This is a genomic window from Streptomyces sp. NPDC005281 (assembly GCF_040607495.1).
In the GTDB taxonomy this organism is placed as follows: domain Bacteria; phylum Actinomycetota; class Actinomycetes; order Streptomycetales; family Streptomycetaceae; genus Streptomyces.
In genome coordinates this window covers 55,834-81,384 of the sequence record NZ_JBEXGX010000015.1, presented here as the reverse complement: position 1 = coordinate 81,384, position 25,551 = coordinate 55,834, and the positions used below count along the sequence as shown (strand labels likewise).

Annotated in this window: 18 protein-coding genes and 1 other RNA gene; 9 read left to right on the top strand and 10 right to left on the bottom strand. The window is 71.1% G+C overall.

Annotated features, from left to right (window positions below; translation table 11 throughout):
* Window positions 1-291 precede the first annotated feature (291 nt).
* On the bottom strand, window positions 292-1,284 hold the full coding sequence (locus ABZV42_RS21775) for a LysR family transcriptional regulator (protein ID WP_355980529.1): 993 nt from the start codon (window positions 1,282-1,284) through the stop codon (window positions 292-294).
* 83 nt (window positions 1,285-1,367) lie between these two features.
* Here ABZV42_RS21775 and ABZV42_RS21770 point away from each other — a divergent pair, with 83 nt between their 5' ends.
* The 6 genes from ABZV42_RS21770 to ABZV42_RS21745 all read left to right on the top strand — a co-directional run bounded on the left by ABZV42_RS21770 (window position 1,368) and on the right by ABZV42_RS21745 (window position 9,309).
* A complete protein-coding gene (locus ABZV42_RS21770; RefSeq protein ID WP_356053170.1) occupies window positions 1,368-2,765 on the top strand; it encodes an MFS transporter in 1,398 nt (465 codons plus the stop codon).
* A gap of 185 nt (window positions 2,766-2,950) precedes the next feature.
* The gene (locus tag ABZV42_RS21765) at window positions 2,951-4,246 is read left to right on the top strand and encodes an extracellular solute-binding protein (RefSeq protein ID WP_355980523.1); all 1,296 of its coding nucleotides are present in this window, start codon (window positions 2,951-2,953) and stop codon (window positions 4,244-4,246) included.
* Window positions 4,243-5,211: a sugar ABC transporter permease gene (locus ABZV42_RS21760; protein ID WP_355980520.1), complete on the top strand. Its 969-nt coding sequence runs from the start codon at window positions 4,243-4,245 to the stop codon at window positions 5,209-5,211. The genes ABZV42_RS21765 and ABZV42_RS21760 overlap by 4 nt, the downstream gene beginning before the upstream one ends.
* Complete coding sequence (locus tag ABZV42_RS21755) at window positions 5,208-6,029, top strand: carbohydrate ABC transporter permease (protein WP_356053168.1); 822 nt, start codon at window positions 5,208-5,210, stop codon at window positions 6,027-6,029. The genes ABZV42_RS21760 and ABZV42_RS21755 overlap by 4 nt, the downstream gene beginning before the upstream one ends.
* A gap of 11 nt (window positions 6,030-6,040) precedes the next feature.
* Window positions 6,041-8,296: an alpha-xylosidase gene (yicI, locus tag ABZV42_RS21750; RefSeq protein WP_356053166.1), complete on the top strand. Its 2,256-nt coding sequence runs from the start codon at window positions 6,041-6,043 to the stop codon at window positions 8,294-8,296.
* Window positions 8,296-9,309, top strand: coding sequence for a LacI family DNA-binding transcriptional regulator (locus tag ABZV42_RS21745; RefSeq protein WP_355980511.1), 1,014 nt, complete (start codon window positions 8,296-8,298; stop codon window positions 9,307-9,309). Before yicI ends, ABZV42_RS21745 begins: the two co-directional genes overlap by 1 nt.
* An 84-nt stretch (window positions 9,310-9,393) precedes the next feature.
* On the opposite strand, the gene ssrA is transcribed toward ABZV42_RS21745, so the two are convergent.
* The 5 genes from ssrA to ftsE all read right to left on the bottom strand — a co-directional run bounded on the left by ssrA (window position 9,394) and on the right by ftsE (window position 13,415).
* Window positions 9,394-9,782, bottom strand: a transfer-messenger RNA (tmRNA) gene (gene ssrA, locus ABZV42_RS21740).
* Window positions 9,783-9,922: 140 nt separating this feature from the next.
* On the bottom strand, window positions 9,923-10,456 hold the full coding sequence (smpB, locus tag ABZV42_RS21735) for an SsrA-binding protein SmpB (RefSeq protein WP_355980892.1): 534 nt from the start codon (window positions 10,454-10,456) through the stop codon (window positions 9,923-9,925).
* A gap of 81 nt (window positions 10,457-10,537) precedes the next feature.
* Window positions 10,538-11,704, bottom strand: coding sequence for a S41 family peptidase (locus ABZV42_RS21730; RefSeq protein WP_356053164.1), 1,167 nt, complete (start codon window positions 11,702-11,704; stop codon window positions 10,538-10,540).
* A 67-nt stretch (window positions 11,705-11,771) separates the two neighbouring features.
* On the bottom strand, window positions 11,772-12,692 hold the full coding sequence (gene ftsX, locus ABZV42_RS21725; protein WP_355980506.1) for a permease-like cell division protein FtsX: 921 nt from the start codon (window positions 12,690-12,692) through the stop codon (window positions 11,772-11,774).
* A 33-nt stretch (window positions 12,693-12,725) separates the two neighbouring features.
* Complete coding sequence (ftsE, locus tag ABZV42_RS21720; protein ID WP_355980503.1) at window positions 12,726-13,415, bottom strand: cell division ATP-binding protein FtsE; 690 nt, start codon at window positions 13,413-13,415, stop codon at window positions 12,726-12,728.
* A gap of 301 nt (window positions 13,416-13,716) precedes the next feature.
* On the opposite strand from ftsE, the gene ABZV42_RS21715 reads away from it, so the two are divergent.
* Window positions 13,717-13,908: a hypothetical protein gene (locus ABZV42_RS21715; RefSeq protein ID WP_028805018.1), complete on the top strand. Its 192-nt coding sequence runs from the start codon at window positions 13,717-13,719 to the stop codon at window positions 13,906-13,908.
* 105 nt (window positions 13,909-14,013) lie between these two features.
* Here the strand turns inward: ABZV42_RS21715 and ABZV42_RS21710 are convergent, their stop codons facing one another.
* The 4 genes from ABZV42_RS21710 to ABZV42_RS21695 all read right to left on the bottom strand — a co-directional run bounded on the left by ABZV42_RS21710 (window position 14,014) and on the right by ABZV42_RS21695 (window position 19,321).
* Window positions 14,014-14,604, bottom strand: coding sequence for a hypothetical protein (locus tag ABZV42_RS21710; RefSeq protein WP_356053162.1), 591 nt, complete (start codon window positions 14,602-14,604; stop codon window positions 14,014-14,016).
* A gap of 337 nt (window positions 14,605-14,941) precedes the next feature.
* Window positions 14,942-16,048, bottom strand: a complete 1,107-nt coding sequence (gene prfB, locus ABZV42_RS21705; protein WP_355980499.1) for a peptide chain release factor 2 — start codon at window positions 16,046-16,048, stop codon at window positions 14,942-14,944.
* A gap of 246 nt (window positions 16,049-16,294) precedes the next feature.
* Window positions 16,295-17,536 (bottom strand): serine/threonine-protein kinase, encoded by a 1,242-nt coding sequence (locus tag ABZV42_RS21700; protein ID WP_355980497.1) that lies wholly within the window; start codon window positions 17,534-17,536, stop codon window positions 16,295-16,297.
* Between the two features lie 105 nt (window positions 17,537-17,641).
* Window positions 17,642-19,321, bottom strand: coding sequence for a serine/threonine-protein kinase (locus ABZV42_RS21695; RefSeq protein WP_356053160.1), 1,680 nt, complete (start codon window positions 19,319-19,321; stop codon window positions 17,642-17,644).
* A gap of 500 nt (window positions 19,322-19,821) precedes the next feature.
* On the opposite strand from ABZV42_RS21695, the gene ABZV42_RS21690 reads away from it, so the two are divergent.
* Together ABZV42_RS21690 and ABZV42_RS21685 are read left to right on the top strand one after the other, a co-directional pair.
* Complete coding sequence (locus ABZV42_RS21690; RefSeq protein ID WP_356053158.1) at window positions 19,822-23,715, top strand: FHA domain-containing protein; 3,894 nt, start codon at window positions 19,822-19,824, stop codon at window positions 23,713-23,715.
* A 426-nt stretch (window positions 23,716-24,141) separates the two neighbouring features.
* Complete coding sequence (locus ABZV42_RS21685; RefSeq protein ID WP_355980488.1) at window positions 24,142-25,548, top strand: extracellular solute-binding protein; 1,407 nt, start codon at window positions 24,142-24,144, stop codon at window positions 25,546-25,548.
* Window positions 25,549-25,551: the final 3 nt, after the last annotated feature.

Genomic DNA, 25,551 nt, shown 5'->3' with positions numbered 1-25,551 from the left:
CACGAAATCGTTCCGCCGGTCACCGACCGGGCGAACGACTCCCCGGCTTCCGGCCCAGGTGACGGACCGACCCGAAATCCGTTCCGCTGATCGTTTTTCCGCTCAGCCGGTTGGGTGTCTTTCCGCCAGTTCTCAGCACGCACGTACATCCCCCCATGGGACTGCTCACGGGTGCACGACGACTCGGGGCAAATAATCACATTGTCATCTTGACCGGGCCCCCACCCGGCCCGAGCGCCCCAATATCACACCGCGACCCGGACGAGGAATGTAGCGCCGCGTACTCGTGGCTCATGCACGGCTCATGAAAATGAGGGCATCGGTGGCTGGAATCCACCCTTCCCGGGGACTCAGGAGCCATTTCTCTTCGCTCGCGAGTTCGGCAGCGGCTCGCTTGAGCGCATCGATCCCCGGATGGACAAGTCCCTTGCGCCACACCAGTGACACGGGTGACAGAGGAACAGGGTCGATCAGGGGCCTCGACACGGTCCCGGGCATGGCCGGAAACTCCACCACGGCGAGCACGGGATTCCGCGTCTTCGCCATGATCCGCCGGAATTCCTCGGCGCCCACGGCCACCGGTGCGGGTGACGCCAGTCGGATGCCCCGTCCCTCGAACAGGTGGTGCGCCAGGTCGGTCCACTCCAGCGTGCGGGGGTTCCCGGCCCCCGCGTACACGGTCTCGCCCGCGAGCGCGGCCAGCGGCACCGCGTCCAGGGCGGCGAGCCGATGGTTCTCGGGCAGGACGACGGCCATCGGCTCGTAGCGCACGATCCGCTGCTCCAGCCGGGCCCGGACGGTGGGGTCGAGCCCCGCGAACCGGCCGAACGACACGTCCAGACGGCCGGCGAGCAGGTCCGCCGCCGCCCCGGTGAGGCCGCTCTCGTAACGGGCCATCAGCTCACTGCCCGGGGCGAGGTCACGGGCCCGGTCGAGGATGCGGCTGGAGACCAGACCGGGGGAATTGACGTCGACGAGCAGGGGCCGCTCCTCGCCGCCGGGCCGGGCGAAGGCGTCGAGCAGCGCGTCGTGCGCCTCCAGCACACGGCGCGCGTACGGCAGCAGCCGCTCGGCGTCCAGGGTCGGCGTCACCTGCCGGGTCGTCCGCACGAACAGCTCCGCCCCGAGCTCGCGCTCCAGCCGGCGGATGTCACGGCTCAGCGCCTGCTGGGCGACGTACAGGCGGGCGGCGGCACGGGTGAAGTGCAGCTCCTCGGCGACCGCGAGGAAGGCGCGCAGCAGACGGAGGTCCAGATGACCGGGAAAGGGGCGTTGACCAGGCATCACGCGAACCTACAACGCAAGTGCGTCAATCGCCACGGAGTAGGTGTTGGACCGTTCCCGGGACGCCGGGCGACGGTTCACCCATGTCACCGCTCACCCCGTACCGCCGTCTGTTCGCGCTGCCCGGCACCCGCGCCTTCACCCTCGGAAACCTCGTCGCCCGGCTGCCCATGGGCATGTTCAGCGTGAGCGCGGTCATCATGATCGCGAGTACCCGGGGCTCGTACGCGCTCGCCGGCGCCGTCACGGCCACGGGTCTCGCGACGACGGCCGTGGTCGCTCCCCGGACCGCGCGGCTCGTCGACCGGTACGGGCAGGCCCGGGTGGCCGTGCCCGCCGCGGGCTTCGCCCTGGTCGGCGCGATGTGCCTGGTGGTGTGCGTGCGCTCCGGGGCGCCCGACTGGACCCTCTTCGCCGCCTACGCCGCCACCGCCACGATCCCCAACATGGGCGGGATGTCCCGCGCGCGCTGGGCCCACCTCCTCAAGGGGGACGCGGCGGCGCTGCACACCGCGAACTCCTTCGAGCAGGCCGTGGACGAACTGTGCTTCATGCTGGGCCCGGTCCTCGCGGCCTTCCTGTGCGGGTCCGTCGCCCCGGAGGCGGGCACGCTCGTGGGGGCCGCGCTGCTGATCACGGGCGTACTGCTCCTCGCCGCGCAGCGTTCGACGCAGCCGCCGCCCCGGCCGGGCAACACATCCGGGTCTCTCGTGCGCGTGCCCGGGATGCCTCCGCTGCTTCTCGCCTTCCTTGCCACCGGAGCGGTGTTCGGCGCGATGGAGGTGGTGACGATCGCGTTCGCGGACGAGCGGGGGCACCGGTCCGCGGCGGGCGCGGTGCTCGCCCTCCAGGCGGCCGGATCGTGCGTGGCGGGCCTGCTGTTCGGTGTCATGACACGGGGCGCGTCCGCGACCGGACCTGCCGTCTCCTTTTCCGGGAACGGAACCCCGCTCGACGGGAACGCGCTCGCCGCGCGGCGGTTCGCGGTGTGCGTCGGCGCCATGGCGGTGCTGCTGACGCTGCCCCTGCTCGCCGTCCGGCTCACCGGCTCGCTCCCGGTGCTCGCCGGTGCGCTGCTCGTGGCCGGCATGGCGACCGCTCCGACCATGGTCACCGGGATGACGCTGGTCCAGCGGCGCACGCCCGAGGGACGGCTGAACGAGGGCATGACCCTCGCGGTGACCGGCCTGATGGGCGGGATCGCCGCCGGCTCGGCGTCCGGCGGATGGGTGGTGGAGCACGTGTCGCCTGCCGCCGGATACGTCGTTCCGGTCGCGGCGGCGACGCTCGCGCTGCTCATAGCCACGGTGGGCGCGAGGACGGGTGCGGTGCTCCGGGACCACCACCGCACCCCCGCCGACCCGGACACGACGACCACCGAACCGAGCCGAGAAGCCCGCTCCGCTCCCGCCACCGCCGCCACCGCCGCCGCCGCCGCCGCCGGCCAAGCATCCGGGTCCGACAACCCCCGCTGCCGCTGACCCCCAGCCGGCATCCCTCCGTCCGGCCCGTCGAACCCCTGACCCAATTCCCGCGCGGCCCATTGACGCGTCCACCGCGCCCACATACCTTCCCCCGTCGAAGCGCTTCGACGCCACGCATCGAATCGATTCGACGAGCGATGCGTGGTGGCCCGATTCCCATCCAACTCCTCTGGAGGCAGTGGATGTTGACGACACGAAGGCGTGTGGCGGCGGCGTTGGCGGTGGTCTTGACGAGTGCCCTGCTGGCGACGGCCTGCGGCAGCTCGGACAGTGGCTCCTCCGACGGCAAGACACTCAAGCTGTGGCACTACGAAGGGCCGGACAGCGCGATGGGGGTGGCCTGGAAGGAGGCCATCAAGGAATTCGAAGCGCAACACCCGGGCGTGAAGGTGAAGTTCGAGGAGAAGGGCTTCGAGCAGATCCAGAAGACGGCGCCCATGGTCCTCAACTCGAACGACGCCCCCGACATCATGGAGTACAACAAGGGCAACGCGACCGCCGGACTCCTGTCCAAGCAGGGGCTGCTCACCGATCTCAGCGCCGAAGTGACCAAGCGCGGCTGGGACAAGAAGATCAGCGGCGGGGTGCGGACCATCAGCCGGTACGACGCCGACGGGGTCATGGGCTCCGGCAAGTGGTACGGCGTGCCGGACTACGCCGAGTACACGATGGTGTTCTACAACAAGGACCTCTTCAAGAAGTACGGCATAGCCCGGCCCACCACTCTCGCGGAACTCACCTCCGCGATGGACGAGTTCGTCGCGAAGGGCATCACCCCGCTCGCGAACTCGGGCGCCGAGTACATGGCCCAGCAGTACCTCTACCAGCTCGCCCTGTCGAAGGCCGACCGCTCCTGGGTCGACAGCTACGAGCTCTACAAGGGCAAGGCGGACTTCCACGACGCGGCCTGGACGTACGCCGCGACCACGTTCGCCGACTGGGTGAGGAAGGGGTACATCGGCAAGAAGTCCAGCGGGCTCAAGGCCGAGGACGCGGGCGTCTCCTTCATCCAGGGCAAGAGCCCGATCCTGTTCTCCGGCAGCTGGTGGTACGGCCGCTTCAAGACGGAGAACAAGTTCGACTGGGGCACCTTCCTGTGGCCCGAGAGCAACCTGACGCTCGGCTCCGGCGGCAACATCTGGGTCGTCCCCAAGGGCGCGAAGAACAAGGAACTCGCCTACGACTTCATCGACATCACCTTGTCGAAGAAGATCCAGAACCTGCTCGGCAACCAGGGCGGCGTCCCGGTGGCCGCCGACCCCGCCGCCATCACGGACCCGCGGGCCAAGTCCCTGATCGCCGACTTCAACACCCTCTCCGGGAAGGACGGGCTCGCCTTCTATCCCGACTGGCCCGTCGCCGGCTTCTACGACGTCCTCGTCTCGGAGACCCAGAAACTGATCACCGGGAGCGAGAAGCCGGACGCCTACCTGGACGCGCTCCAGAAGGCGTACGACAAGGGCGTACCGAAGACATGACGGTCACCGCCGTGCGGGGCGGCCGGGCCGTCCGCGGCCGCCCCGGCGCCGCGGCGCGCCAGCGCCGTCCCCGCACCTCCTACGCCCTGTTCCTGCTGCCCGGCTTCGCCGCCTTCCTCCTGGTGATCGTCGTCCCCTTCCTGATGAACACCGGGGTGAGCTTCACCGACTGGCAGGGGGTCGGCACCCCCACCTGGTCGGGGCTCTCCAACTACCGTGAGCTGCTGGACGATTCCGAGTTCTGGGCCTCCTTCAGGCACAGCCTGTTCATGGTCGTCGCGATGGCCGCCGTACCGACCGCCCTCGGACTGGTCCTGGCCGCCGCCCTGTTCGACTTCGTCGCCAAGCACTTCGGGACCCGGACGGCGGCCGTGCTCCGCGCCTGCTTCTACCTCCCCCAGGTCCTGCCGATCGCCGTCGCCGGGATCGTCTGGAGCTGGATCCTCGCCCCCGACAACGGATCGCTGAACGAACTGCTCAAGGCCGTCGGCCTCGGCTCCTGGCAGCAGGACTGGCTGGGCGACCCGGACCTCGCGCTCTACAGCGTCATGGGGGTGATGGTCTGGGTGCAGCTCGGCTTCCCGCTCGTCGTCTTCATGGCGGGCCTGCAACGCGTGGACCCGCAGCTCTACGAGGCCGCCGAGCTGGACGGCGCGGGCTGGTGGCGGCGGTTCTGGCACATCACGCTGCCGCAGATCCGCCCGGAGATCTCGGTCGTCCTGCTGTGGTGCACGATCGCCGCGCTGAAGGTGTTCGGGGCGGTGTACGTCCTGACGAAGGGCGGTCCCGGCGGCGCCACCGACGTGCCGTCGTACTTCTCCTTCACGACCTTCTTCGAGAAGACCCAGGTCGGCTACGGCGCCGCGATCTCCACCGTCCTGACCGTGATCATCCTGGCGCTGGCGCTGATCGGCCTGCGATTCCAGGCGCGCGCGGAGGACGCCGAGGAAGGGATCCGCACATGACCGCCCTCCGCCGCTACCCGGTGCTCGTGGCCCTCGCCATCGGCGCGCTGTTCATGGTGCTGCCCTTCGCCGTCGTCGCGGTCAACGCGGTCAAGTCGCCCGCGGAGTACTCCGAGTACGGGCCCCTCAGCCTCCCGCACGGCCTCTACCTCGACGGTCTGAAGGACTTCTGGCAGCGCGTCGACTTCGGGCACAAGCTCCTCAACTCGGTGCTGATCTCCGGCTCTGTGGCGGTCGGGGCCGCGGTGCTGTCCGTCCTGAACGCGTACGCGATCGGCATCGGCCGGATCAGGGGCCGCACCTGGGTGCTGGCCTTCTTCGTCCTCGCCAACACCCTGCCGCAGGAGGCGCTGGTCTATCCGCTCTACTACCTGAGCAAGCAGGCCGGCCTCTACGACACCAGGCTCAGCGTGATCATCGTGTTCACGGTGATCCAGGCGGCCTTCGGCACCTACCTCCTCTCCTCCGTCCTCGGGCGGTTCCCGCGCGAGATCATCGAGGCCGCGCGGATCGACGGGGCGAACCGGTGGCAGGTGCTGTGGCGGATCGTGGTCCCGGTCAGCCGCCCCACGATCGGTGTGCTCCTCGTCTTCTTCTTCATCTGGACGTGGAACGAGTTCCTGCTGCCGCTGGTCATGCTGATCTCCAACGACAACCAGACGGTGTCGGTGGCCCTCGGTGTCCTCCAGGGGCAGCGCCTGATGGACGCCACGATGACGAACGCGGCCGCCCTGCTCGGCGTGCTGCCCGCCATCGTCTTCTTCCTCGTCTTCCAGCGGACCCTCACCCGCGGCATCGCCGTCGGCGCAGTGAAGTAAGGGGTACGACAGTGAAGTTCACGGACGGCTACTGGCTGCTGCGCGAGGGCGTCACCGCGGCCCACCCGGTCGAGGTCCTCGATGTGACCTCGGGGCCCGGCGGCCTGGAGATCCACGCGCCGACGCAGCCCATCAGGCATCGCGGCGACCTGCTGAAGGGACCGGTCGTGACGATCGGCGTCCACGCGCCGATGCCCGACGTCATCGGCGTCACGTTCACCCACTTCCAGGGCGAGGAGCCCCGGGGGCCCCGGTTCGAGCTGCGTGGAACCGGGTTCACACCGCACGTGGAGCGCGACGACGACCACGCGACCCTGACCGCGGGCGCCCTGTCCGTCCGGGTCACCCGCACCGCCCCCTGGCACATCGACTTCCTCGCCCACGGCCGAACCCTCACCAGCAGCGGGCCCAAGGGCATGGGCATCATGCGGGACACGACGGGCGCGCACTATCTGCGTGAGCAACTGGACCTCGGCGTCGGCACCCAGGTCTTCGGCCTCGGTGAACGGTTCGGGCCGCTCGTCAAGAACGGCCAGGTCGTGGACATGTGGAACGCGGACGGCGGAACGGCCACCGAACAGGCCTACAAGAACGTGCCGTTCTATCTGACGGACGCGGGCTACGGCGTCTTCGTGGACCATCCGGGCCAGGTCTCCTTCGAGGTCGGCTCGGAGGCGGTCTCCCGGGTCCAGTTCAGCGCCGAGACACAGGAGCTGACGTACTACGTCATCCACGGGCCGACCCCGAAGGACATCCTGCGCAAGTACACGGCGCTCACCGGGCGTCCGGCCCTGCCACCCGCCTGGTCCTTCGGCCTGTGGCTGTCGACGTCCTTCACCACCTCCTACGACGAGGACACCGTCACCTCCTTCATCGACGGCATGCGGGAGCGTGAACTCCCGCTGTCCGTCTTCCATTTCGACTGCTTCTGGATGCGCGAGTTCAACTGGTGCGACTTCCGCTGGGATCCGCGGGTGTTCCCCGATCCGGAGGGGATGCTGACACGGCTGAAGGACAAGGGGCTGCGGATCTGCGTCTGGATCAACCCCTACATCGCGCAGCGCTCACCGCTGTTCGCGGAGGGGCGGGCGCTCGGCCATCTGCTCAAGCGGCCCGACGGCAGCGTGTGGCAGTGGGACCTGTGGCAGCCGGGGATGGCACTGGTCGACTTCACCAGCCCGGCCGCCCGGGACTGGTACGCGGCGAAGCTGGAGGCGCTGCTCGACCAGGGCGTCGACTGCTTCAAGACCGATTTCGGCGAGCGGGTCCCCGTCGACGTGGCGTACGCCGACGGCGCCGACCCGGAGCGGATGCACAACTACTACACGTACCTCTACAACCGGACCGTGTTCGAGGTGCTGCGCAAACACCGGGGCGAGGACGAGGCCGTCGTCTTCGCCCGGTCGGCGACGACGGGAAGCCAGCAGTTCCCGGTGCACTGGGGCGGCGACTGCGAGGCGACGTACGCGTCGATGGCCGAGTCGCTGCGTGGCGGGCTCAGCCTCGGCATGTCGGGCTTCGGATTCTGGAGCCATGACATCGGCGGCTTCGAGGGGACACCGACGCCGGCCCTGTTCAAGCGGTGGATCGCCTTCGGGCTGCTGTCCTCGCACAGCAGGCTGCACGGCTCGTCCTCGTACCGCGTGCCCTGGCTGTTCGACGAGGAGGCCGTGGACGTCCTGCGGCTGTTCACCCGGCTCAAGCTCGGCCTCATGCCGTATCTGTACGAGGCCGCACGCACCGCCCACGCGGAGGGGGTGCCGATGATGCGGGCGATGATCCTGGAGTTCCCGGACGACCCCGGGTGCGCGCATCTGGAGCGGCAGTACATGCTCGGCCCGGATCTGCTGGTCGCGCCCGTCTTCAGCGACGAGGGGGACGTCTCGTACTACGTGCCCGAGGGCACGTGGACGCCCTACCTCGGCGGGCCGGCGGTGACCGGACCGCGCTGGGTGCGCGAGCGGCACGGATTCCTGAGCGTGCCGCTGCTGGTACGGCCGGGCGCGGTGATCCCGGTCGGCGCGGTGGACGACCGTCCCGACTACGACCACGCGGACGGGGTCACCCTGCGCGCGTACGGCCTGAGGCGGGGCGCCCGGGTGCCGATGCCGGTCGGCACGGTCACCTTCACCGTCGTGCGCGAGGGGAACACCCTGCGCGCGTCCTGCGACGACCCGTCGGCCCCCTGGGGGCTGGCCGCGGGAGGACGCGAGGTACGGGCCCGCGCCGGGACGGGCTTCCTCTCCCTCGAACTGGAGCCGGAGTGATGGTCAAGATCACCGATGTGGCGCGGCACGCCGGGGTGTCCCCGAGCACGGTCTCCTACGCCCTCAGCGGCAAGCGGCCGATCTCCGAGGCCACCCGGCAGCGTGTCGAGGACAGCATCCGCCGGCTGGGCTACCGTCCGCACGCGGGGGCCAGGGCGCTGGCCAGCAGCCGGTCGAACGTCCTCGCCCTGGTCGTTCCGCTGCGGGCCGGCATCCATGTGCCGGTGGTGATGCAGTTCGTGGTGTCGGTGGTGACGGCGGCCCGGCTGCACGATCACGACGTGCTGCTGCTCACCCAGGAGGAGGGCGAGGAGGGGCTGCGCCGGGTCGCGGACACCGCGCTGGTCGACGCTCTGATCGTGATGGACGTCCAGCTTCACGATCCCCGACTGCCGTTGCTGCGCGCGCTGGACCGGCCGTCGGTCCTCATCGGCCTCCCGGCCGCCGCCGACGGGCTCACCTGCATCGATCTGGACTTCAAGGCGGCCGGTGAGCTGTGTGTGGAGCGGCTCGCGGGGCTCGGGCACCGGGTCGTCGCGCTCGTCGGCTCGCCGCCGGAGGTGTATGTGCGGGGCACGGCGTTCGCGCAGCGGGTGGTGCAGGGGTTCACGGCCGCCGCCGACCGCAGCGGTCTGGCCTCCTCCGTCCACCCCTGCGAGGCCTCACCCGCCGCCGCACGCCGGATCGCCGAGCAACTGCTGCGCGAGCAGCCCGCGTTGACCGGGGTCGTCGTCCACAACGAGCCGCTCCTCGAACCGCTCGTCGACGCCTTCGAGCAGCTCGGTCTGCGGGTTCCGGACGATCTGTCCGTCACCGCGATCTGCCCGGACGAGCTCGCCGGGAGCCTGCGCGTCCCGGTCACCTCGATCGCCATCCCGGCCGCCGAAGTGGGCGCGCGGGCTGTCGATCTGCTGATGCGGAAGATGGACGGCACGCCCTGCCCCGAGGCGACCCTGCTGGCTCCCCGGATGACGGACCGTGCCAGCACGGCACCGCGCACACTGAATTCCTGAGGACACGACGAAGGCCCCGCTGCCTGAGCCGCGGGGCCTTCGTCACGATATTCAATTGGACGCTATTCAATTAAAACATGGGATGAGTGGAGATGGCGGGAATCGAACCCGCGTCCAACGGTGCAGAATCAGGGCTTCTCCGTGTGCAGTTCGCTGCGATTTTCTCAGCCCCGGCGATCACGCGAACAAGTCGCCGACGGGCTCAGCCACTGTTTGATTTCCCATCGAACCCCGTGACCGGGCTCGATGGTTTAGTCCCCTAGATTATGCCAGGATCCGGGTCGGGAACACTCCCGGGCTGACACCCATTAAGGGTCCTTCACTCACTGCTTATTAGGCAGCGAGGGCGAAGGACTGGGAATCGCTCTTGGAATTGGCGATTATTTTTTGCGACATATGGTTTACGAGATCATTGCCGCTTCCTCGACACGCTTCCCCTGCTTCAACAGCCGCTGTCGAAACCGATCATCCCCATGTTGATTTTTCAAAGCTCGGCCCCTCCGAGGAGGAACCTCGCACCCGCTGTGGGGTGCAGTGCCATCGTACGTGAACAACGCACGACGAAGCCAGCCTATTCCCGCGGGCCGGGTCACCGGCCGCGCCGGAGGCCGCGCTACTCGCCGCGCTCCTTCCGCTTGGCCGCCGCGATGACACGGTCCGACTCGCGCCGGTCCTGCTTCTCGCGCAGGGTCTGCCGCTTGTCGTACTCCTTCTTGCCCCGGGCGAGCGCGATCTCCGCCTTCGCGCGGCCGTCCTTGAAGTACAGGGCGAGCGGCACGATCGTGTGACCGGTCTCCTGGGTCTTCGCCTCCAGCTTGTCGATCTCCTCGCGGTGCAGGAGGAGTTTGCGCTTGCGGCGCACGGTGTGGTTCGTCCAGGTGCCCTGGCTGTACTCCGGGATGTGGGCGTTGTGCAGCCACGCCTCGTTCCCGTCGATCTGGACGAAGCCGTCCGCCAGCGAGGCGCGGCCCTGGCGCAGCGACTTGACCTCGGTGCCGGTCAGGACGAGCCCGGCCTCGAAGGTGTCGATGATCGCGTAGTCGTGCCGCGCCTTCTTGTTCTGCGCGACGATCTTGCGCTTGCCGTCCTTGACCTTGCCTGAGCCCTGGCCGCCCTGCTTGGGCTGGGACTCCTTCGGTACGTACATTCCCTTGCTCATAGTGCTGGCCATTTTCGCACTACAGGGGGGCTCGGGGGAAAGCCGATTACCGGGTCCGCGCTCCGCGCGTCAGGAAAGGTCCCCGAGACCGCTCAGCACGGTCTCGGCACGCTCGAGCGGCTCCTTGTCCGCCTCCAGGTCGGGGGTGATGCCCCGGCCGTCGACGGAGCGGCCCGCGGGGGTGCGGTAGTGGCCGACGGTCAGCTCGGCGACGGAGCCGTCGGGCAGCCGGCTCGGCATCTGGACCGAGCCCTTGCCGAAGGTCCTGGACCCCACGACGACCGCGCGTCCACGGTCCTGGAGGGCCCCGGTGAGCATCTCGGCCGCGCTCATGGTGCCGCCGTCGACGAGCGCGACCAGGGGTCTGGTGGTGTCGCCTCCGGCATCCGCGTGCAGGACGCGCTGGGCGCCGTTCACGTCGTACGTGGCGACGAGACCGCCGTCGAGGAAGGCGGAGGCGGTGGTGACGGCCTCGGCAACCAGGCCACCGGAGTTGCCGCGCAGGTCGAGGACGATCCCGGCCCTGCCCGGCGCCCGCCCGACGGCGGTCCGCACGGCGTCGCCCACGCCCTTGGTGAAGGCGTCGACCTTGATCAGGGTGACCCGGCCGGGAAGACTGCTGACGGTCACGGAGTCGGTGGAGAGCCTGGCGCGGCGCAGGGTCCGGCTCCACGACTGCTCCCCGCGCTCCAGGCCCAGGGAGACCTTCGTGCCGGCGCTCGCGTCGTCGGCGTCGCCGCGCAGTAACGAGACGACCTCGGTGACCGGCCGGCCGTCCACCTTCGCGCCGTCGACGGTGCGCAGCCGGTCGCCCTTGCGGATGCCCGCGGCGGCCGCGGGTGAGCCGGCGCTGACGCGGGTGACCTCGATGCGTCCGTCGCGCTCGCGGCGGGCCCACAGGCCGACGCCGGTGTACTGGCCGTCGAGGGCTTCCTCGAACTCCTGGTACTCGCCCTGGGAGTAGACGGCGCCCCAGCGGTCTCCGCTGCGGCTGACGGCCCGTTCGGCGGCCTCCATGGGGGACTTGCCGTCGGCCATCGCCTCCGCGGCGGCCTGGGCGACCTCGTCGTGATGGCGCGCCGACGCCGAACCGCGTGCCGGGGCCTGGGTCTTCCGGGCGGGGTCGGAGAACGATCCGGTGGCCGCTCCTGCGACGAGGACACTCGCGAAGACCAATGTCAGGGCCGCCCCGCGGCGGATGCGGCGGGGCTCGCAGAACAGGTCACGGCCTGACATGCCGGTGAGTCTAGGACAACGCGAAGGGCCGCACCGCCGGTTGACGGTACGGCCCTCTTGGGATGCGTCACACCTTCAGGTACTTGCGCAACGCGAAGAACGCGGCCACTGCCGGCATCAGCAGGCTCGTCGCGAGGATGAGCGGGAGCTTGGTCAACACGGCGTCCCAGCCGATGAAGTTGATCAGGTTCAGCTTGTGGGACAGATCCAGACCGTGATCGATGATGAAGTAGCGGGCGACCAGCAGGAAGCCGCAGGCGACCCCGCCGCCGATGAGCCCGGCGACCGAGGCCTCCGCGATGAACGGCGCCTGGATGTAGAAGCCGGAGGCGCCGACGAGCCGCATGATGCCCGTCTCACGCCGCCGGCTGAACGCCGAGACGCGCACCGTGTTGACGATCAGCATCAGCGCGACGACGAGCATCATCGCCATCACCGCGCGCGCGGCCCAGTTCATGCCGTTGAGCAGCCCGAACAGGTTGTCCAGGATGCCCTTCTGGTCCTGCACGGACTGCACGCCGTCGCGGCCGTCGAACGCGGTCGCGATGACCTGGTACTTCTCCGGGTCCTTCAGCTTGATCCGGTACGACTCCTGCATCTGGTCCGGCGTGAGGGAGCTGGCCAGCGGGGAGTCGCCGAACTGCTCCTTGTAGTGCTTGTACGCCTGGTCCGAGGACTCGTAGGTGACCTTCTGGACGACCGTGGACATCTTGCCCAGGTCGGCGACGATCTGCTTCTTCTGGTCACTGGTCACCGCGCCCCTGGCACAGTGCGGGTCGGACTCGGCGTCGCTCTTGTTGCAGAGGAAGACCGAGACGTTGACCTTGTCGTACCAGTAGCCCTTCATGGTGTTCACCTGGTCGCTCATCAGGAGCGATCCGCCGAACAGGGCGAGCGAGAGGGCGACCGAGACGACGACCGCGAAGGTCATGGTCAGGTTGCGGCGGAGACCTACACCGATCTCCGACAGAACGAACTGCGCGCGCATGGCGTCTTCCTCAGACCTTTCCGTGGACGATGATCAGTGCTGGTAGCCGTAGACGCCGCGCGCCTGGTCACGGACGAGACGGCCCTGCTCCAGCTCGATGACGCGCTTGCGCATCTGGTCCACGATGTTCTGGTCGTGCGTCGCCATCAGGACCGTGGTGCCCGTCCGGTTGATCCGGTCGAGCAGTTTCATGATTCCCACGGAGGTCTGTGGGTCGAGGTTTCCGGTCGGCTCGTCGGCGATGAGGAGCTTGGGCCGGTTCACGAAGGCTCTCGCGATGGCCACACGCTGCTGCTCACCACCGGACAGCTCGCCGGGCCTCCGGTCCTCCTTGCCGCCCAGGCCGACGAGGTCGAGCACCTGGGGCACGGACTTGCGGATCTCGCCGCGGGACTTGCCGATGACCTCCTGGGCGAAGGCCACGTTCTCGGCCACCGTCTTGTTGGGCAGGAGGCGGAAGTCCTGGAACACGGTCCCCAGCTGGCGGCGCATCTGCGGCACCTTCCAGTTGGTGAGGCGCGCGAGGTCCTTGCCCAGGACGTGCACCTGACCTTGACTGGTGCGCTCCTCGCGGAGGATCAACCGCAGGAAGGTGGACTTTCCGGAGCCGGAGGACCCCACGAGGAACACGAATTCTCCGCGCTCGATCTCCAGGGAGACATCCCTGAGAGCGGGGCGGGTCTGCTTGGGGTAGACCTTGGAGACATTGTCGAATCGGATCACGGGTGCACCACGGGTCGCCGGGGGTAGGTGTGCGTGACCATACGCGAACCGGGTGTGCGAGCGCAGTCGGCGTACGGGGTTGCGCGCGGCTTGCACGATTTGTCACGGATCTGAGGCGCGAATCACACCCGATCCGAGGGGCTGACGCTACTCCGGGCGGGGCATGAGAAAGGGGGCCGCGCCGAAATCCGCGGAACCTGGCACAGTGGTAGGGGAACGGTTGCGTTCGCCGCAGCGTTAACAGAGCGACGTGTACGCGAGATCGTTGCGTGCGCGGAGACGTCGCAAGGAGGGCCGGCGCATGACGTACGACCGACTGGTATGCGCTAACTGCGCGGCACCCGTCAGCGAGGGCCGGTGCCCCGTCTGCCGCGCGAACCGGGAGCGGCTCCAGCAGGAGAGCCCCTTCGCGGGACTCAACCCCATGGCATTGATCGCCCTGCTCGCCGTGCTGATCGCGGCGCTGGCACTGGTGGCCCACCAGACGGTGTGAGAGCCGCGGCGACGGCCCGGGCGCGCCCGCCGGCCACCCCGCACCCCGGACACGGGAAGGGCCCGGAGCAGCGCGCTCCGGGCCCTTCGTCGTACGTGTGGAGCGTCAGGCGGCGGCACCGCCGCGGCCGCCCGCGAGGCGCGGCAGCAGACGGAAGCCGATTCCGCCGGCGATCATCGTGGCGGCACCGATGATCAGGAACGTGGTCTGACCGGCACCCGTCTCGGCCAGCGCGCCGTCCTTGCCCTGGGCCTGGGTGTCGGATCCGGTGTCGGTGAGGGCCGAGGAGCCCTCCTCCTGGGTGGTGGATCCACCGTTGGGGTCGGCGTCGTTGCCGCCGGAGCCGCCCTCCGCGGGAACGGAGGAAGAGGCGGTGGCGGGCGGCTCCTCCGTCGGCCCGGTCGGGTCCCCGGTGGGCGTGGTGGCGGTCGGGGCCGCCGACGTCTCGGTGGGAGGCGCCGACGTCGGGGGCGTCACGGTGGGCGGCGCCGACGTCGGGGGCGTCGTGGTGGGAGCCTCGCTGGTCGGGATACCCGTGACGGTCGGGGTCGGAGTCGGGTCGTCGGCGGTGGTCGCCGTGAGACCGACATTGAGGTCGAGCGCCGATGCGGCACCCGCCGCGGTCAGTGAGGCACCGGCCGCGATCACCGCGCCGGCTGCTATTCGCGCCGCGAGGATCCGCGTCTTCTTGGTCATCTGCCTGCTACCCCCAGTAGCTGATCGTCAATGGAGCAGCGCCCGGGGCCACGGCGTCACAGGAGGCGTTCGCTCGGCCCCCCGGTCACATGCGCCCCGGAGATACGCATGCCACACGTCACCCTTCCCAGTTTTCAAAGCAGCGTCAAGGTCGTTGCGTACGCAATGTCCGGAACATCATCGTTTGCCTGGCCTGAGGACATGTGACTGTGACGGAAAACCCAGACAGCCCACACAAACAAAGGCAACTGCCGTCCGGTGGACGGCAGTTGCCTTGTCGACAAAGAGGTTCCAGTAGGGGCGGAGAACGTCCGCCCGCACCACTGGTCCTGTGTGCTTACTTCTCCTGCTGCTTGCGCCAGCGAATTCCGGCCTCAAGGAAGCCGTCGATCTCGCCGCCGAACACGGCCTCGGGGTTGCCGACTTCGAACTCCGTGCGCAGGTCCTTGACCATCTGGTACGGGTGCAGGACGTACGAACGCATCTGGTTTCCCCAGGAGTTGCCGCCGTCGCCCTTGAGGGCGTCCATGGCGGCCTGCTCCTCCTGCCGGCGCCGCTCGAGGAGCTTGGCCTGGAGAACGTTCATGGCCGAGGCCTTGTTCTGGATCTGCGACCGCTCGTTCTGGCAGGAGACGACGATGCCGGTGGCGAGGTGGGTCAGACGCACCGCGGAGTCGGTGGTGTTGACGCCCTGGCCGCCGGGACCGGACGAGCGGTAGACGTCGATCCGCAGCTCGGACTCGTCGATCTCGATGTGGTCGGTCTGCTCGACGACCGGCAGGATCTCGACACCGGCGAAGGAGGTCTGGCGACGCCCCTGGTTGTCGAACGGCGAGATGCGCACCAGCCGGTGCGTGCCCTGCTCCACGGAGAGCGTGCCGTACGCGTACGGGGAGTGGACCACGAAGGTGGTGGACTTGATGCCCGCCTCCTCCGCGTACGAGGTCTCGTAGAGCTCCGTCTTGTAGCCGTGGCGCTCGGCCCAGCGCAGGTACATGCGCTGGAGCTTCTCGGCGAAGTCGGAGGCGTCGACGCCGCCGGCCTCGGCGCGGATGGTGACGACGGCCTCACGGGAGTCGTACTCGCCGGACAGGAGGGTGCGGACCTCCATCTCGTCCAGCGCCTTCTTGACGGAGACGAGCTCGACGTCGGCCTCGGCACGGGTGTCCGGGTCGTCCTCTTCCTCGGCCATCTCGAAGAGCACGCTGAGATCGTCGATGCGCCCACGGAGCGCCTCGGCCTTCCTGACCTCCGCCTGGAGGTGGCTCAGCTTGCTGGTGATCTTCTGCGCCTCGTCCGGGTCGTCCCACAGGGACGGCGCGGCCGCCTGCTCCTCGAGCACGGCGACATCTGCCCTCAGCTTGTCGAGGTCCAGGACGGCCTCGATCGACTCCATGGTCGAGGAGAGGGACTTGAGCTCTTCGGAAACATCGACGACTGCCACGCCTCCAGCGTAACGGTTACGGCAACCGGGCCTGCCCTGGTCCCCCAGGGCCCCATGCCCCCGCGACCGCCGAGGACGTCGCTCGCCCCTCTCCGCCTCGAACCCCCGCTTCGGCCTGACGCCGGTGCAGAGAAGAATCCAGCCCCTCCGGCGTTCGAGGAGCGGGGTCCGGGGCGGAGCCCCGGGTACGGGTCGGGCAGGGGCGGAGGGGGCGAAAAGAGCCTGTTCAGGGCGCCTCCCAGGCGGTCACGGGGAGGCGGGGGCCGAGTTCTTCGTGTCCTGGGGAGCCGCGGCGCCGTCGTCCGAGGTGGCGAGCCAGGTGCCGATGCCCGCCGCGGCCACCAGGACGACGGCCGCCACGCCCAGGGTGACGCGCCGCCGGCGGGCGGAGGCACGGTGCCGGGCGGAGCCGGGACGGGGCGCGCCCGCGGCGCGTGGCACGCGGGCCGTCCCCCGGGCCCCGCCCGCCAGCTCGTCGGGCGCCGGAACGCGCATCGAGGTGTGCGTGTCCCGGTTCGAGTCGGGCGCGGCCCCCGGCACCAGCGGCACGGCCCCGCGCCGCTCGCGGGCCGCGGCGGGCGCGGACGGTTCCGCGCTCTCCTCGTACTCCTCGTCGCCGTCCTCGTCGTCCGAGTCCGGGGAGTCCACGTCCAGCGGCGGCATCCCGGCCAGCAGCGGCAGCTGCTCCCGCAGCCGTGCGCCCAGCTCGGAGGCCCGCAGCCGGGACGCGGGCGCCTTGGCCAGACACTGCACGATCAGCTGCCACAGCTCGTCCGGGATGCCCGGGAGCGGGACCACGGTCTCGGTGACATGGCGGCGCAGGACCGCGCCGGGGTGTCCGCCCCCGAAGGGCGTGAAGCCGGCGAGCAGCTCGTAGAGCACGGTCGCCAGCGCGTAGATGTCGACGGCGGCGCGCGGCGGCAGGCCCTCGATGATCTCGGGCGCCAGATAGTCCGGCGTACCGATGATCTTCGTGACCCGGGTCCGGCGCGGCGAGTCGATGAGCTTGGCCACTCCGAAGTCGGTCAGGAGGGCCGGGTGGGAGCCGCCGGGGCCGAGCGGGCCCTGCATGTCGAGCAGGACGTTCTCGGGCTTCACGTCGCGGTGGACGACCCCTGCGGCGTGCGCGGCGGCGAGACCGTCCGCCACGTCGGCGACGATCGCGACCGCGGACTCCGGGGCGAGCCTGCGTTCCCGCTCCAGCCGGGTGCGCAGGTCGGTGCCCCGTACGAGGTCCATGACCAGGGCGAGGTCGTTGCCGTCCACCACCAGGTCGCGCACCGCCACCACGTGGGGGTGGTCGAGGCCGAGCAGCGCGGTGCGCTCCTGCACGAAGCGCCCCACCAGTTCCTGGTCGGACGCGAGGTCCTCGCGCAGCAGCTTGATGGCGACGGGCCCCTCGGGCCCCTCGCCCAGCCACACCGTGCCGGCGCTCCCCCGCCCCAGGATCTGGTTCGCGGTGTACCTGCTGCCGATCTTGCGTGCCAAGACTGCTCCTACAGACGCGTGTTGCCGCTTAAAGTACGCGCCCGCGGAGGCAACCTTCACGCCCGAGACCGAAATCACCCATCAGGTGTCGACAAATCCCCAGAGTCAGTTACCCGAGGGGTTCTTCGAGCCGAGTTTCCCGATCCAGCTACTGACCTGGTCGTACGTGTGGGTCACCTCGCCCCAGAAACTCCTGGTGGAGCCGATCCAGTGCTGGAGGGGACTGAATTCCCAGATCAGCCAGCCGGCCACGAACAGGATGACGATCGTGAACAGGCACCCCTTGAGGCAGCCGAGTCCCGGGATCTTCATCGGGTTGGCGCCGCGCTGCCGGGGCTCGCGCTGCTGCCGGGGCGCGGGCTCCTGGGGCCGCTGCGGCTGAGGCGCGTACCGCTGCGGCTGGGGCTGCTGCTGGGGCGCCGGGGCGTAGCGCTGCGGCTGCTGGTGCTGCGGCGCGTACTGCTGCTGTTGCTGCTGCCCCTGCTGCGGATAGCCGTATCCGGGCGGCGGCTGCTGGCCTCGCTGCGGGCGCTGCTGCTGAGGCTGCTGCTGCGGCCGTGCGACCTGGCGCTGCGGACGGCGGCGCAGCGGGTCCTCGTTCGGGTCGAGGTACTGGACCTGCGTCTGTTCGTTGCGGTCACGGGCCGCGCGCAGCTGGTTCTGCCAGGGGTGCGGGTCCTCGCCCTGGCCGGGCTGTCCGCCCGGTCCGCCGGGCTGGTGCTGCGGCATGTTCGGCAGCACGGCGGTCGGGTCGGCCGCGCCGGAGGTGTGCGGCAGCACGCTGGTGGCGCCGTACGGGTCGTAGGAGCCCGCGCCCTGCGGGAGCACCTGGGTGGGATCGGCCGAGCCGGGCACGTCCGGGACGTACGCCGGGGCCGGGTCGGGGGCGAGCAGGGCGCCCACGCCGTCGGCGGCGGCGATCTGCGCGGGTGACGCGTGCACCCCGACGCCCGCGGCGACGGCGCGCAGTCCCCGCGCGAGGTTCTCGGCGCTGGGCCGTTCGTCCGGGTTCTTGCGCAGGCAGCGCTCTATGACGGTCCACAGCGGGTCCGGGACGGTCGAGGGGCGGCGCGGTTCGGCGCTCAGGTGCTGGTGCAGCACTTCGAGGGCGGATCCGCCGGCAAACGGCGGGCGCCCGGTGACCAGCTCGTACATCAGGATGCCGGCGCCGTAGATGTCGACGGCGGAGGTCTGCGGGCGCCCCTCGGCGGACTCCGGGGCGACGTACGCGGGGGTGCCGACGAATTCGTGGGTCCGGGTGAGGCCCGGGGAGTCGGCGAGCCGCGCGATGCCGAAGTCGGTCAGCATCGGGTGCATCTGGCCCGCTTCCTGCTTGAGCAGGACGTTGGCGGGCTTCAGGTCGCGGTGCACGACGCCGTCGGCGTGGCTGGCCGCGAGCGCGTCGGCGATCTGGGCGGTGAGCAGGGCGGCCGCCACGGGCGAGAACGGCCCGTTCTCACGCAGGTAGCGGTGCAGGTCGGGGCCGTCGACCAGGTCCATGACGAGGGCGAGGAGATCGCCTTCGACGACGAGGTCGCGCACCCGCACGATGTTCGGGTGGGTCAGGCGCAGCAGCACCGACCGCTCCCGGAGGAAGCGCATCACGATGTCCGCGTCGCTCGCGAGCTCTTCCTTCAGGACCTTGATCGCCACGGTCTCGCCGGGCTGTCCGGCGACGGCCGCCTCGGCGCCCGCGGTCTCCCGCTGGCGGGCTCGCCAGACCGTGCCTGTGGCGCCGCGCCCCAGCGGCTCCTCAAGGAGGTACTTGCTCCCTACCGGCCGCACGTCATGCGCTCCCTGTTGCTTGCTTGCCTGGTCCGTCCACCGTGATCACCGTGGTACAGGAGTTTTCCGATCCACTGTAGTGCCGCCCTGCCCGGCGGAGGGCTGTCCTCCTGGTGTGCTTTCCCATAGGTCCCGTGCGCACCTGTGGTCCGCATAAGCGCACACGCAGGCTTTCCCGTCCATGTTCGAAGGAAATTCGAGGGAAAGTCGCCCGCACGTGTTCGACGGAAAGACGCTCACTTCGGTCGCTCGGTTGCCGGGACCGGGCGTGAGTGATCTCAATCCGACGTCGGCCGGGCCTTGGTCAGGAACTTTTACGGGCAGAGCCGACCAATCAAGATCACTTACGGGTGGGAGGCGGGCGTGTTGTCGGCGGCAGGTGCAAGGATGCCTTCAGTTACTGGCCGACGTGCCCGTGCGCGGTGGGGGGATCTGCGGTGGGGGACCGCAGCGCAGCCTCGTCCTCGCGAGCACCCGCGCGGAAGGGACCCCTGACGGCGATGCAGATCCGGCTGACCGTCGTAGACCCGCTGGGCCCGCCCTCGGAGCCGCGGGGGCGAGCCACCGCCTGCGATGTGCTGGTCACCGCGCCCGCCGGGACGGCGCTGGCAGCGGTCGCGTCGGGACTGGCCGCCGCGGTCGGGGGAAGCGGGGGCGGCGCCCTGGGCGAGCGGGGCCGTGAGCCCGGCGGGAGCCAGATCGTGCTCTACGCGGGCACGGAGCGGCTCGACGCCCAGCGCTGCACGCTCGGCGAGCCGCCGCTGACCGACGGCGCGGTGCTGTCCCTGGGCGCGCCCGCCGAGCCCGGTCCCGACCTGGACGACGTCTCGGCCCAGCTCCATGTGGTCGCGGGACCCGACGCCGGCGGTGTGCACCTGCTGCACGGCGGCCAGATCCGCATCGGCCGCTCGGCGGACGCCGACGTGCCCCTGGACGACCCGGACGTCTCCCGCCTGCACTGCGCGGTCACCGTCACTCCCGAGGGCCGTGTCTCGGTCGCCGACATCGGGTCCACGAACGGCACGACACTCGACGGCGCCCGTGTCGGCGCCCGGCCCGTCCCCCTGACCGCGGGCGCGCTGCTGCGCGTCGGCGAGTCCGCCCTGCGGCTCGCCCCACCGGGAGGTCCGGGCGTCGTGGGGACGGCGCCGGACGGCGAGGGCCATGTACGGGTGCGGGCCGGATCGGCCGGTGAGCCCTCACGGGCCGACGGTCCCGACGCCTACCGCGGTCCGGCCGCCGCGGGCACCGCCGCCCGGAGGGACACCGCCCCGGCGGCCGCGGGCGGCTTCCCTTCACAGGGCTCGCCGGCCGGTTCCGCCGTCGGGCCGGACGCGGCCGCGCTGCGAGGCGCCTCGCAGCCGCGCGGTGCTGTTCCCCACGCGCGCGGGGAGAGCGCCTCTCTCACGCAGGGGGGTGCTCTGCCGCCCGTGGGCGAGACGCACCACACCTATGGAACCGCCGAGTGGGGGGCCTCGGCCGGCGGCGTCCCCGGGGCGCTTGAGCACGGACGGGCTGTTCCCCCCGTCGTGCCGGAGCAGGGCGGGGCGCCCCGGATCGAGAGCGGGCCGAGCGGCTCGACGGCCGAGGGCCGCGGTACCGGCCCCGGCGCGTCCGCGCGAGACGCAGGTCGCCCGGGCGGGTCCACGGGCTCGGACGGGCGGGACGGAACAGGGCGCGCGGACGCGGGGACCTTCGGCTCCGGCCACGGCGCCGCCCCCGCGGCAGCCGTCCCGGGCGAGCGGACGGGCACTCCGACGCGCGGCACGGACCTTCCCGAGGGCGGACGCAGGCGGGGCGGTATCGGCGCGTGGGCCCGGCGCCTGGCAGGCGGCCGCGGAGGACCGGCCCAGGCCGCACAGGAGACGTACGAGGACGGGACCGTCGCGGCGGAGGAATTCCTTCCCGCCGTGCAGCGCTCGCCCGAGAGCTGGCCCGACCCGGCGACCCTGCTGCTCACCGCGCTGGGCCCGGGCCCCCGGCTGTGGGAGCGGGGCCCCGGCCACCCCGAGGCACTGACCGTACGGCTGGGCACGGCCGACCGGGCGGCCCCGGACGGCTCGGGACTGCTGCCCGCGGTGCCGGTGACCGCCGGACTGCGGGAGGCCGGCTCGCTGGGCCTGGCCGGACCACGGGCACGTCTGTCGGGGCTGGCCCGCGCGGTCGTCGCGCAGCTCGCCGCCCTGCACTCCCCGGACAGCCTGGAGATCGTCCTCATCAGCACCGACCGGGCCCGCCCGGTGGAAGAGCGCACCGCCGAGTGGTCCTGGCTCGGCTGGCTCCCCCATCTGCGTCCCGCCCACGGCCAGGACTGCCGGCTGCTTCTCGCGTACGACCGCGAGCAGGCGGCGGCCCGCACGGACGAACTCCTGCGCCGCCTGGAGGACCACCTGGCGGAGGCGGAGGGCGCACCACATGTCCGCGGTTCCCGCTCCGGTGGCACCGGCGCGACTGTTCCGGCCGCCCGGTCCGGGGCGCACGACGGCAGGCCCGGCGAACGTGTCGGCCCGTCCGGCGACGGCAGCTCACGGGGCACGGCACGAAGGCCGTCCTGGGCGCGGGCCGACGACACGGACGACGGCCCGTACACGGTGGTGATCGTGGACGGGGACCCCGGCGGCGCCGATGTGCGGGAGGCCCTGACGCGCCTCGCGCACGAGGGCTCACGGGCCGGGATCCATCTGGTGTGCCTCGCCGAGACCGCGGCCGCCTCCCCCGCGTCACCGGTGACGGAGACGTACGAAGCCGCGTGCGAGGCGTCGCCCTCGTTCCGCGAGTGCGGGGCCGTGGCGCTGCTGAGCGGGGACGTGGCCACCGCGCTGCGGCTGATGCGGGTGGCGCCCGGCGGCGAAGGAGCCCCCTCGGGGGCACCGCGGACCGGCTCCGCGCACGCCGGCTCCCCGCAGAGCGGACCCGACGGCGCCGGGCGGAGGTCCTCCGGGTCCGCGCACATCGCGCCGTCACCCCACGGTCCCCTGCCCGACGGAGCCACCCACACCGGCATCCCGCACCCCTCGCCCGGACGCCGGACCGCTCCCGCGGGCAGCGGCGGACGCGCGGACCGCGCCTCCTCCGGCGTCGGCGGGCAGCTCCCCCGGGGTCCCGTGGGACACGGCACGGTCGCGGCCGTGGACGCCGTCTCCCTCGCCTGGGCAGAGCGGTTCGCCCGGTCCCTCGCGCCGCTGCGCACGGACGGTGCGCTCGGGGACCGGCACACGCGCGTGTCGGCGCCCCTGCCCCCGACGGCGCGTCTGCTGGACGAGTTGGGGCTGGCGCGCGCCACCCCCGCGTCCCTGATGGCGCGTTGGGCGGACGCCGCGGACGACAGCGAGGCGTTCGGCGGACGGGCGCGGGCGGTGCTCGGCGCGGGCCCGCGCGGACCCGTCGCCGTAGATCTGCCCGTCGAGGGCCCGCACCTGCTGATCGAGGGCCCGCCGGGCAGCGGCCGTACGGAACTGCTGCGCTCGGTCGCCGCGTCCCTCGCCGCCGCCGAACGGCCCGACAGGCTCGGGATCGTCCTGATGGACGGCCGCGACGGAACCGCGGCCCATGGCGCCACGGGCGCCGGGGAGGGCCTTCAGGCCTGCACCGACCTGCCGCACGTCACCACACATCTGACCGCCAACGACCCCGTCCGGATGCGGGAGTTCGCCCAGTCGCTGAGTGCCGAGCTGAAGCGCCGCTCCGAGCTGCTCGGCCGGCTCGGCTTCGCGGAGTGGCACGCCGGGCGGACGGTCCCGGGCCGGATCGTGGCCCAGCGCTCGGGCGGAAGCTCGTCGGGCGGGAACTCGTCCCTGGGCGCCCCGGACCTGGACACCCCGTCCAGTTCGACGCTGCGGCTGCGCCCCGCCGCCGCACGGGAGCAGGCCGAACCGGGGCCGCCGCTGGCCCGACTGGTCGTGGTCGTGGACGACCTGGACGCCCTGCTGGCACCGCCGCTGGGGTCCCCGGGACGCCCGGCGGCCGGTTCGGTCGTACGGGCACTGGAGGCCGTCGCCCGTGAAGGGGACCGGCTCGGGGTGCACCTCGTGGCGGCGTCCGGCGCCGACGGCCGTACGGCCGCGTCGGAACTCGCGCGTTCCGCCGCGCTGCGCGTCACCCTCGACGCACAGTCGCCCGGACCCGAGGAACCCGCCCCCGGGCGGGGCCGGCTGCTGCGCCCGGACGGCCGGGAGACCGCGTTCCAGGGCGGCCGGGTCACGGGCCGCATTCCCCGGACGGCGACACTGCGCCCCACGGTCGTCCCCCTGGAGTGGCATCGCATGGGCGACCCGCCGGCCCGTCGCCCGGTCCGCGAGCTGGGCAACGGACCGACCGACCTGGCCCTGCTCGCCAGCGCCCTGGAACGGGCCGCGCGTTCCGTCTCCGCGGCCGAGATGCCCTCGCTGCTGTAGTCCGCGCGCCGGAGCGTCGGCGCCGCCCCCGCCCGCGTGCGAGGGAGCGGCGCCGGCACCGGCGCGCCCACAGCCCGGTCCCGCCAACGGCGCACCGACCCGCGGTCCCGGCACCTGCGCGCCCACCTCGCAGTCTCGACGCCCGCGCGCCCACAGCCCGGCACCGGCACCGCACGCCAACCCCTCGGTCCCGGCGCCCGCGCGCCCACAGCCCAGTCCCAGCGCCGTGCGCGCGTGAACGGGCCGCCGAACAGCGCCCGTTGATCCTGCCGGAAGCCCCAAATCCATGACTTGACGTCACGACCCGATCACGATCGCCCACTTGACAGCACCGGCGGTCTTGCCGCCCCCGAACGACCAGGCGTAGACCGGAGTGATCGGGACACTCGCTTTGACGTTCGACGACGAGCGAAGAACGGGGCAGTGATGCGCAGCAATTCTTGGGTACGCAGGTCTCCCAGTGACTCCACCCGCCGATCACGCAGAGCCGCGAGGGCCGCCGCGGCCGCCCTCGTCGCGGGCGCACTCACGCTCACGGCGTGCGGTGGCGGCGGTGACAAGGGCAAGGGAAGCGACGACGGCAAGGGCACGCAGAGCGGCGGTACCGGATCCGTCGCCCTGCCCAAGCTCGACGGCGCCACCCTGGAGGTGGCCGCCGTGTGGACCGGGGCGGAACAGGCCAACTTCAAGAAGGTGCTGGCGGAGTTCGAGAAGCGCACGGGCGCGAAGGTCACCTTCGTACCGGCGCAGGACCCGATCATCAACTTCCTCGGTTCGAAGATCGCGGGCGGCGCGCCCCCGGACGTGGCGCTGCTCCCGCAGGTCGGCGCGGTGAAGCAGGCCGTCGACAAGGGCTGGGCGAAGCCCGTCGGCCCGGACGCGCAGGCGCAGTTGACGAAGAACTACGCGCAGGGCTGGCAGGACCTCGGCAAGGTCGGCGGCAAGCAGTACGCCGTGTACTACAAGGCCGCCAACAAGTCCCTGGTCTGGTACAACACCAAGGTCTTCGAGAACGCGGGAGCCAAGGAACCCAAGACGTGGAAGGAGTTCCTGGCCACCGCGCACACGGTCTACGACTCCGGTGTCACCCCCGTCTCGGTCGGCGGCGCCGACGGCTGGACGCTCACCGACTGGTTCGAGAACATCTACCTCTCCCAGGCGGGGCCCGAGAAGTACGACCAGCTCGCCCAGCACAAGATCAAGTGGACGGATCCGTCCGTGAAGGACGCCCTGACCACGCTGGCCCAGCTGTGGGGCGACAAGAACCTCATCGCGGGCGGCCCGGACGGCGCGCTCCAGACGGAGTTCCCGGCCTCGGTCACCCAGACGTTCACCGGCGGCGACCAGCCGAAGGCGGGCATGGTCTTCGAGGGCGACTTCGTGGGCGTCAACATCGCGGAGACCAAGGCGAAGATCGGGACGGACGCGAAGGTCTTCCCGTTCCCGGCGGTCGGCGACAAGGCGCCGGTGGTCAGCGGCGGTGACGCGGCCGTCGTCCTGAAGGACTCCAAGGCGGCCCAGGCGCTGATGACCTTCCTCGCCTCGCCCGACGCGGCGACCGTCCAGGCCAAGCTCGGCGGCTATCTCTCACCCAACAAGAACGTGGCCGACTCCGCCTATCCGAACGCCGTCCAGCAGGCGATGGCCAAGGCGCTGATCGCGGCGGGCGACGACTTCCGCTTCGACATGTCCGACCAGGCCCCGCAGGCCTTCGGCGGGACGCCGGGCAAGGGCGAGTGGAAGGACCTCCAGGACTTCCTGAAGAACCCGAAGAACGTGGCGGGGACACAGGCGAAGCTCGAATCGGACGCCGCAGCGGCCTACAAGGGCTGATCC